Genomic DNA, 9277 nt, shown 5'->3' with positions numbered 1-9277 from the left:
ACCCGCCGCCGAGCGACCCGCCGACCGACCCCCCGGTCGACCCGACACCGATCGACCCGCCGACCGAACCCCCGGTCGACCCGACGCCCACCGCAGCCCCTGCCGACCCTGTTCCGACGCCGCCGGCCGACGGGCCGACGCCTTCTGCTCCCTCAGCGGATCCGACCTGAGAGAGCCGACCACTATGACTGTTGTTTCCATGCGGCAGGACCATGCGCCGCACGCCGCCCCCGTCTTCCTGTGGAACCGACAGCTGCGGGCGGTCATCGAAACCATCGCCGCGTCGCCCGAGTCCCCTCCTCGGGCGACGCTCATCGGGAACGCCGGCTCCGGCAAGTCGGCGTCGCTGCGGCACCTGCGCCGGATGCTGCTCGATCGCGGCCTCAGCGCGGAGCTCCTGTCATCACCTGACCCGGCGCTGATCGGCAGGACCCCTCCCGAGACGGTCCTGCTGGTCGACGATGCGCACCTCCTCGACGATGAGCAGCTGGCCTCGCTGCGGGAGCGAGCCGACGACGCGTCGACGGCGCTCATCGTCGCAGCACGCCCCTGGCCGTCGCCGGAGTCGCTGCGCGGCATCGCGCGAACGCTGGAGCGGACGGGCTCGTCGGTCGTTCTCGGGCATGTCAGCCCCTCGGACCTGATTCCGCACCTGGAGGCCGATGCGACGGCGATGCGCGATGCCTGTCTGCAGCACATTCTGCAGTCCACGGGCGGGGTGACCTGGCTCGTCGTCGAAGCGCTGAGCCATCACGACGAGCTGGACTGCATCGACGACGACGCGCACGCCGAATTGCAGCGAACGCTCGCCGAGACCGTGCTGCACCGACTCGACACCATCGACTCCGCCCACCGTTCGACCGTGCAGGCGCTGTGCCTGCGGTCGGCTCAGCACGTCCCCTCCGCCGAGACGGACGACGCCGTGCGGTGCGGGCACGCCGAGGGGCTGCTGCTGCGCAGCGGACGCCCCGTCCCCCTGGTGCTGTCGGCTGTCCGGGCCTCGCTCCCCGCGCGCAGACTCGCCGAGCTGAGCGGCTCGATCACGGTGACAGACGCCGAATCCGACGGCCAGGGGGTCATCGCTCTGGCGGAGGAGATCGGCTCGGAGGCCGTGGCCGACGCCCTGGTGCGACACGGCGACCGGATGCTTGACACCGACCCCGCCCGCGCCGAGGAGGCCTACCGGGAAGCGATCCTGTGCGGCACCGTGCCGTCTGCACTCGCCGCCAGACGGGCGGCAGGCGCCTGGGCGCGAGGCGAGCTGGACGACGCGATCGCCATCGCCGACGAGGCCACGCCGGATGCACGCGCCGTCGACGCCGGCCCGCTGACCGACGTCGCCGCCGGGGTGTGGTCCGCTCGGGCGATGATGACGCAGGCGGATGCGGTCTACCGCGCCTGTCCACCGCAGAATGCCGTGTCAGCCGTCCTCGCCACCGTCGCCGCCGTGGCAGTCGGATCCGCCTCCGCCTCTCCCGCGGCGGGCGTCGACGGTGCACCGTCGACGCTGAGCGTGGCCATGATGCTCCTGCGCCGGGGCATCCAGGCGTCGATCGCCGGCGACGCCTCTGACGCCGTGCTCGCCGACGTGGTCCGCTCCGCCGAGATGTACACGAGTTCGCGCGCCACGGGTGCCGTCCCTGAGCTGCCGGCGGTCATCGCGGCCGTCATCGCGTTGAACGCCGGGGCCACCGCGACAGCGCGGACCGTCGTCGACGACGCGATCCGCGGCGCACACGGCGGGTCATGGGCCGCACCGCGCCTGCTGCTCTGGCGCGCGTGGATCGCCGTGCAGCGCGCCCGCCCTGCCGACGCCCGCGCCGACCTCGCCCGCGCGTACGAGCTCGCGCCGTCGATGTCGGCGCGGGATGACCTGCTCGCCCACGCCGTGCGCGTCGCGATCGCCAGGCGCTACGAGGACGCCTCCGGCGCCGAGGAGGCGTGGCGGCATGCGCGCGGCAGCGTCCTGCGCGCGGAGATCGACCTGTTCCTGCTGCATCCGCTGTCGGAGCTCATCAGCTCGGCGACCCGCGCGGGCGACGCCGCACGCGTCGAGCAGCACTTCGCGCACGCGCTCGCGATCACCGCTGGCATCGGCGACCCGCCGCTGTGGATAGCGCACCTGCGCTGGGCAGGGATCCAGCAGGGCATCCTGCTCGGCAGCCCCGCGCACCTGACGCCTCATGCGAAGGCGCTGGTCGCGGCATCCACCGGCAGTCGGGTCGCCGCTGTGATGGCGCGCGCCGGTCGCGTCTGGACCTCTGTGCTCGGCGGCACCGTCGACCCCGCCGCAGTCGAGGCCGCGGCGGAGGGCCTCGCATCCATCGGTCTGAAATGGGACGGCGCCCGCCTGGCCGGCCACGGCGCCGCGCGCACGGAGGACCGCAAGATCGCCGCTCGGCTGCTCGCCTGCGCTCGCGAACTGCATCCGACCGAGGCCGCACGCAAGGCGTCAGAGGCCGCGGCGGCAGACGACCAGGGCGAGACCCGGACCTCCCAGGAGGAACTGCTCAGCGACCGCGAGATCGAGGTCGCGCGCCTGGTTCTGCAGGGCAAGACCTACGCCGAGATCGGCGAGGCCATCTTCATCTCGCCCCGTACGGCCGAGCATCACATCGCGCACATCCGCAACCGCCTGGGCGCGACATCGCGCTCCGAGGTCCTGGCGAAGCTCCGGCAGCTCATCGGGGAGGATCACGCGGTCGGCTCCATCCGCCCCGTCGACTCGTCTCCGGTCGGCGAATCCCCCACCCCGCAGCTGCGGGTATCGGGGTGATCCCCGATGCCACGGGCCGTGGGCGCGCATACGCTCCGTATCAGGATCTGGGGATCTGCGGGCTCGCGCAGGGGCGAACGCCCGGCGAAGTGCATTGAGCTTCGAACGATATCCAAGAGGGGGACTTCTCCATGACGTCACCGATCGAGACGATCGCGGATGCGCTGATCGCCTTCATCCTGAGCCTGCTCCGCGATCCGGATGCAGCAGCAGATTTCGCGGCCGATCCCGACAACGCTCTCGAGCAGAACAATCTGCACGGTGCCTGCCTGGCCGACGTCGCATCCGTTCGCCCGGTCATCGTCGATCGGCCTGATGTCGTCACGCGCACGCAGCCGGAGAACCCGCCTCCGCCCACCACCCACACCGAGGTGACCAACGAGATCATGCGGATGGTCCAGCAGTTCACCACCATCGACGCGCGGTCGACGATGATCGACCAGTCGGTGAACCAGAACATCTGGACGGCCGGCGGCGACGTCACCCAGGTCTTCGATCAGGATGCGATCGTGGCATCCGGCGACGGCTCTGTGGCCGCAGGTGATGACGGCATGATCGACGAGAGCGACACGGATGTGACCGTGGGAGACGTGTCGATCGGCAACGAGACGTACGACGGCAGCTTCAACGACGCCGACGTGGACGTCACTGTCCCCGATCCGGCCGACCCCGTCGCCGTCGACCCGGCACCGGCTCAGGAACCTGTCGCGCCTGCGGCACCCGTCGACGTCGCCGAACCCGCCGATGTCCTCGACACCGACATGGCGGCCGCCGACGACGCCTACGACGCCGATGCGGCGAGCGCAGCGATCGCCGACGAACCGGCCGTCGAAGAACCGCTCGAGGAGGACTGACATCGGCGCCGTGACCGAACAGGATCCGGACCAGGCTCGGGAGGCACCGCGCCGTCCGGAGGTGACCAGCGCGAACGTCGCGCCGGTGCTGGTGAAGCTGACGCCGCCGTTCGAGGTGCGGCTCAGCCAGTTCTTCTGGATCATCAGCTTCGCGGTCGGCGCGTTCGCGGTCGTGTTCCTGTTCGTCGTCAGGGAGGAGCTGCTGCCCCTGATCGAAGAGGTGGCGCGCCGTGTCACGGACGGTCGCAGCGACGAGACCTACACGAGCGCAGCCGACATCCTGTTCTGGATCGTGTTCGGAGCGCTCGTCGCCGTGCTGCTCGTGCAGATCACCCTGATGGTCTCGTTCACCAGCCGGCGCCCGAACGTGCGGTGGTGGCAGCTGTCCACTCTCGCTCTGCTCGCGCTGGTCGTCGTCCTCTCACCCGAATGGGTGGCGCTGGGATCACACGGGGCGCAGTTTCAGGCGATGATCGCGGCGCAGGCGGGGCTCGTCGTCCTCGCGCTGCTGTGCAGCATCCTGCCGAGGGCCATGAGCTGGTCGGCCCGCCGGGTCGACGTCAGGCGCGGACCCGCGGGAGTCCAAGGGCACGTCGATCTCTGACGCGATCCCCTCGAGACTGCGAATCACCACCCGGCACACCTCGAGCGCTCCCCGGTCGGCGAGCGGTGATGCGCTGAGCCGTCGCCAGTGCCCGATGGCCTCGCGGGCAGCGGAGCAGACGGCGTCGTCATCCGCCTGCGGCGACAGCCCGAGCCGGGTGCGGGCGTCGGTGCCCTCGGCGCCGATGATCCGCTCCGCCTGAGGCGCATCGTCGTCCGAGACGGGCAGCCCCTGCGATCGTGCCTGGGCGAGCAGCGAGAGCTCGCGCAGCGTGTGCGCCGCCAGCGTGAACCGCTCGACACCGGCGCGGATGGCCTCTGTCCCCGCGCGAGGCGACTGGTGCACGAGCCGCTCGAGCTGGTGCACGATCCCCCGCGCCTTGAGCGTGGCCGCGCGAGGCTGGAACTGCGTCGCCACGACGTCCTGGATCTCCAGCAGGCCGCTCTGCTGCACCAGCTCGTCGGAGAGCTCCGACGAGCTGGCCGCGCCGCCGCGGATGATCGCCGTCGCCATCCGAACTCCGAAGATGCCGAATCGGGCCAGCAGATCGCGGCGGACGACGACGCTCAGGCCTGTGGCATCCGTCTCGCGCAGGAATCGGTCGGCCGAGATGAGCAGCCGTTCCCGCTCGTCCCTGTCGAGGCCGGCGAGCTCGCGGAAGGCGATGTACTCGCTCTCCCGAAGCGTCCGTGCGCCTTCGGCCACCAACCCGGTCACGGGGACCACTCCGAGCGTGAGGGAGGCGAGCTCCGGGTCCCGCTGATAGCGATGCGCGACTCTCCGCGCCGAGAGCAGGGAGTCGATGCGCCCTGACCCGACCTCGTCCGCCCGCGAGAGCACGCTGATCGCGCACACGGTCTGGGCGGCACCGGCGGCGTTGTCGTGGAACGCCTCGAGGAACTTCACGTCGGACCCGTGCAGGTGACGCAGCAGATACACCACGGCATCCGCCGCGGATGGAGCGTCCTCCGGGGTGAGGAAGCGGACGGCTCTGGTCGAGGTGTCCTCCGACAGGGATGCGATACCCGGCGTGTCGATCAGGATGACCGACTTCAGCGCCTGCAGCGGCCAGCCGACGTCGATCCACTCGACCTCCTCTGCCGCGAGTCCGTCGAGGTCGAGCACGAGCAGCCCGTGATCGCGTCGGATCGGCATCCTGCGTGGTTCGCCGACACGGGGATGCAGGGTGATGGTCGGTGTCGGCGAGAAGCGGTACCAGGTGACGACGCGCGTGCACTCCCCGGTGTCCGTGGGGGCGATCCGCTCGCCGAGCATAGCGTTGAGGAGCGTCGACTTGCCCGCCTTCACCATTCCGGCCAGGGCCAGTCGCAGGGGCTCGTGCAGACGCTGCTCGAGCTGCTCGATGATCTCGAGCTCGGCGGCATCGCCCTGGTAGACGTCGCGGGCCGTTCCGAGGAGGTCCTCGGTGATCTCGATGATGGATGCCGTCATGAGTCGGCGCGTCCGAATCCGCCGGCACCCAGCGCACCCACTGGCCTCGGCGTGTGCTCGATCGCCTGGGCCGCGGCGGGATCGAGCGCTGGGATCCGGCTTCTGAGCTCGTCGAGCTGACTGATGCGCGCGCGCAGCGTGTTCACGCGAGCGTCGCGCTTGGAGGTGAAGGTCGTCGCCGCCTGCTTGGCGGTCGTGAGTGCTTCGGAGAGCGAGCGGTGCAGCTCCTCAGCCATCGATCCGAAGTGGTCGCGGGCGGTGCGCTGCACGAGGCGCAGGCGATCCTTGAGCTGCTTGCCGACCTGGAAGGTCACCTCGTCGATGTGCCGGCGGACGATGAGCTTCGCCTCCTGCTGACGCCTGGCCAGGCGCGCATGCATGTCCTCGCGGTACGCGCGTCGTCCCACCAGGACGCCGGCGAGCAGGGAGAGCGGGTTGATCAGCGTCATGCCGATGAGGCCGGTGACCAGACCCACCATGAGAACGCCGCCATAGGAGCCGCGTACGCCGATGTAGATCTTCTCACCCGCGCTGAGCTGCCCCGGGTCCAGGCCCGCGATGTCCTCCACCGGGTCGAGCACGCCCCCGGTGTCGCGCACATCGATCGCCGGCAGCGCCGTCTCGCCGCGGCTGAACAGGTCGGCGACCTCTTCGGACAGCCACCTCGATCGCTCGTCGGTCCAGACGAAGGTCTCGGCGACGGCCGCGGCCACCCGCTGATCGAGCCATTCGGTGATCTGATCCCAGATCGGACCGGGATCGCCCTCGTCGATCGACTTCTCCGCCTCGCGCATGACGCGGCGAAGACGGTCGCGGACGTCGTGCTCCATGTCGGCGACGAGATCGGCGATGCCGTCCGTCAGCGTGACCTGCCAGCGGGCCGATCGTCCGCGGAACTCGTCCGCGCTGGCCTTGGCGGCCTCGAGTTCGGCGATCATGCGCGGCGTGTCCTCAGGGTTCTGCAGCGCGTTCAGTTCGGTGCGCATCGACAGCGTCAGCTGGTCGATCACCGAGAGCAGATCGTGCACGGCGCCGCGTTCGTGGATCACCCCGGCGCGGCCGAGCACCTCGCGGCGCAGGTGCGCGACGAGCGCGGGGAACCCCGAGTCATCGTTCAGGCTCCGATCCTGCATCTCGGCGGCCAGCAGCCGCAGATCGCTCGAGACCGCGAAGATCGGCACGTCACCGGCATCCATCAGATGCCGACGATCGATCTGCTCGACCTCCCGCCATTCCGGGTACAGGTCGGTCTTGGCCAGCACGGCCGCCACATTGGGCGAGATGCGCATCGCGTGGCGCAGGAACTGCACTTCGGGTTCGGTGTATTCCTGAGAGGCGTCGGAGACCATGAGCACGGCATGCGCCGAGGAGAGTGCCGCGAGCGTGGTCAGCGCGTTCGTGGACTCCAGGCCGCCGACTCCCGGCGAGTCGATCAGTTGCAGGCCGCCCTTGAGTATCTCGCGAGGCAGGAGCACCTCGGCCGAGACGATTCCGCGTTCATTGCCAGGGTTGCCCCGCTCCGAGACGTAGTCGGCGAGCTCCTCGAGCGGGATCTCTCGGCGTTCGAAGTCCTGATGCAGCGGGTCTCGGCCGCTGTTCTTGCCCCGCTCGATGATCCACGCGGAGGGCTCCGGCGCGTAGCCGACGACGGTCGCGACGCTGGTGGCCACGTCGTCGTCCACCGGGCACGCCGGCGCGTTGACGAGCGCGTTGATCAGCTTGCTCTTGCCCTGCTTGAACTCGCCGACCACGATGACCCTGATACCAGGATCGAGCAGCCGGTCTCGCGTCTGCTCGAGACGCTCGGCGAGGTCGGCTCTGCCGGCGGACGCCGCGAGGCTGCCCACCTCGCGGACTGTTTCTGCGACCGATTCCCCAGCGGTGCGCACTTCCGGCACGTGCTCCCCCAATTGCTCGTGAGCTGACGAGGTGGTGCACCACCCCTGCTCCCCGTTTCGAGATCAGGCCAGAAGGTCTGGTCCCACTGCTGCCCCGTCCAGGTCGGGTGCGGCAGCCGGGTCATCTCCCCAGATGACGTCCGGATCCACTTCCCAGTCGGAAGAGTCGATGTTCTCGATCTCCGCAGTGAACATGTTCGTCCCCGCTGGGTCGGTGTCTGCTGCGGCATCCGTCCAGACGGTCGCATCGAAGACGGAGTCGTCGATCGGCTGCTCTGCCGATTCGCTGTCACCGTACATCTCTCACGACCTTCGGATCGGATTGTCTGCAGTGTACTGCTCTGCCCGGCTGCCTTCCAGAGGCAGCCAGGCAGAGCAGGCTCAGTGCCTCAGAAATCGACGTCGTTCATGTCTCCAGTGGGGCTGCCGACATTGATGTCGTCGACCGCCACGTCGACATCGAGCGAGTCGTCGACCATCGAGTTGTCCTGGAACGAGTCGTTCACGGACCAGGTGTCGGAGTTGTCCGTCATCGAGTTGTCCTGGAACGAGTCGTTCACCGACCAGTTGTCCGACAGATCGGTCATCGAGTTGTCGGAGTTGTCCGTCATCGAGTTGTCCGAGTTGTCGGAGTTGTCCTGGAACGAGTCGTTGATCGACCAGTTGTCCGAGAAGTCCTCGTTGAAGGAGTCCGTGTTCCAGGTGTTGCCGATCGAGACATCGCCCACCGTGATGTTGGTGTTGATGTTCGTCAGCGAACCGTCTCCGCCTGCTGCGACGGATCCGTCACCGGATGCCGTGATGCTGCTGTTCGCGATGACCTGGTTGACGTCGCCACCGGTGGTGTCGCCGCCGCCTCCACCCCCGCCGCCGTAGCCCAGGGTGGCGAGTCCGGCCGAGCCGGCCGCGCCGCTGGCTGCGGTGGAGATGTTCTGGTTCACGGACTGGTCGTTCAGCGTCGCCCTGGCGTCGATCGTCAGGTTTCCGCCCGCACCGGCCGCCCCCGCTGCACCCGCGATGTTCAGATCGTTGAATCCGGCGTTGAACTGCCGCGTGCCGACGCTGATCGAGTGATCGTTCAGCGTGGTGTTGCCGGAGTCGTGAACCGAGTTGTTCTGGAACGAGTCGTTGATCGAGTTGTCCGAGTTGTCCGAGTTGTCGGAGTTGTCGCTGTGGTCGGAGTTGTCCTGCCACCAGCTCGAGTTGTCGGAGTTGTCGGAGTTGTCGCTGTTGTCCGAATTGTCGGAGTTGTCCGAATTGTCGGAGTTGTCGGAGTTGTCCGAGTTGTCGCTGTTGTCCGAGTTGTCGGTCGAGTTGTCGGAGTTGTCGCTGTTGTCCGAGTTGTCCGAGTTGTCGTCGGCCGAGTTGTCCGAGTTGTCGCTGTTGTCCGAGTTGTCGCTGTTGTCGGAGTTGTCCGAATTGTCGGAGTTGTCAGTCGAGTTGTCGGAGTTGTCCGAGTAGTCGTCCGCCGAGTTGTCGCTGTTGTCCGTGTTGCCGTTGCCGACGTCTTCGACACCCAGATTCCACTGAGCGCCGAGCAAGTTGGCGTTGTCCTGCACAGCCATGATGAGACCCCTTTATCCGTGTGAGTGCCGAGTGGCGCTTGATATGAGTCTGGAACTCGCGGCAGCACCGGGCATCGGGGAGCATCCCGCGCCGTATCGGGGAATGGTCGGGGGATCATCGGGGGTGG

Annotated in this window: 6 protein-coding genes; 2 read left to right on the top strand and 4 right to left on the bottom strand. The window is 68.6% G+C overall.

All coding sequences use genetic code 11. From position 1 onward, the window contains the following. Positions 1–184: 184 nt before the first annotated feature. Positions 185–2776 (top strand): LuxR C-terminal-related transcriptional regulator, encoded by a 2592-nt coding sequence (locus tag LQZ87_RS15170; RefSeq protein WP_230104281.1) that lies wholly within the window; start codon positions 185–187, stop codon positions 2774–2776. Between the two features lie 131 nt (positions 2777–2907). Continuing rightward, a complete protein-coding gene (locus LQZ87_RS15165) occupies positions 2908–3630 on the top strand; it encodes an IniB N-terminal domain-containing protein (RefSeq protein WP_230104280.1) in 723 nt (240 codons plus the stop codon). A 445-nt stretch (positions 3631–4075) separates the two neighbouring features. Here the strand turns inward: LQZ87_RS15165 and LQZ87_RS15160 are convergent, their stop codons facing one another. The 4 genes from LQZ87_RS15160 to LQZ87_RS15145 form a co-directional block, all read right to left on the bottom strand. Further along, positions 4076–5686 carry a dynamin family protein gene (locus LQZ87_RS15160; protein ID WP_230104279.1) on the bottom strand — a complete coding sequence of 537 codons (1611 nt, stop codon included), beginning with the start codon at positions 5684–5686 and terminating at the stop codon, positions 4076–4078. Beyond that, on the bottom strand, positions 5683–7533 hold the full coding sequence (locus LQZ87_RS15155; protein WP_230104278.1) for a dynamin family protein: 1851 nt from the start codon (positions 7531–7533) through the stop codon (positions 5683–5685). Before LQZ87_RS15155 ends, LQZ87_RS15160 begins: the two co-directional genes overlap by 4 nt. A gap of 114 nt (positions 7534–7647) precedes the next feature. Continuing rightward, a complete protein-coding gene (locus LQZ87_RS15150; protein ID WP_230104277.1) occupies positions 7648–7884 on the bottom strand; it encodes a hypothetical protein in 237 nt (78 codons plus the stop codon). Positions 7885–7973: 89 nt separating this feature from the next. Then, a complete protein-coding gene (locus tag LQZ87_RS15145) occupies positions 7974–9149 on the bottom strand; it encodes a hypothetical protein (protein ID WP_230104276.1) in 1176 nt (391 codons plus the stop codon). Positions 9150–9277: the final 128 nt, after the last annotated feature.

The organism is Microbacterium sp. Bi121, assembly GCF_918698005.1.
In the GTDB taxonomy this organism is placed as follows: Bacteria; Actinomycetota; Actinomycetes; order Actinomycetales; family Microbacteriaceae; genus Microbacterium.
Note: the sequence above shows the minus strand (reverse complement) of the source record. Positions and strands in the feature narration are given on the sequence as shown.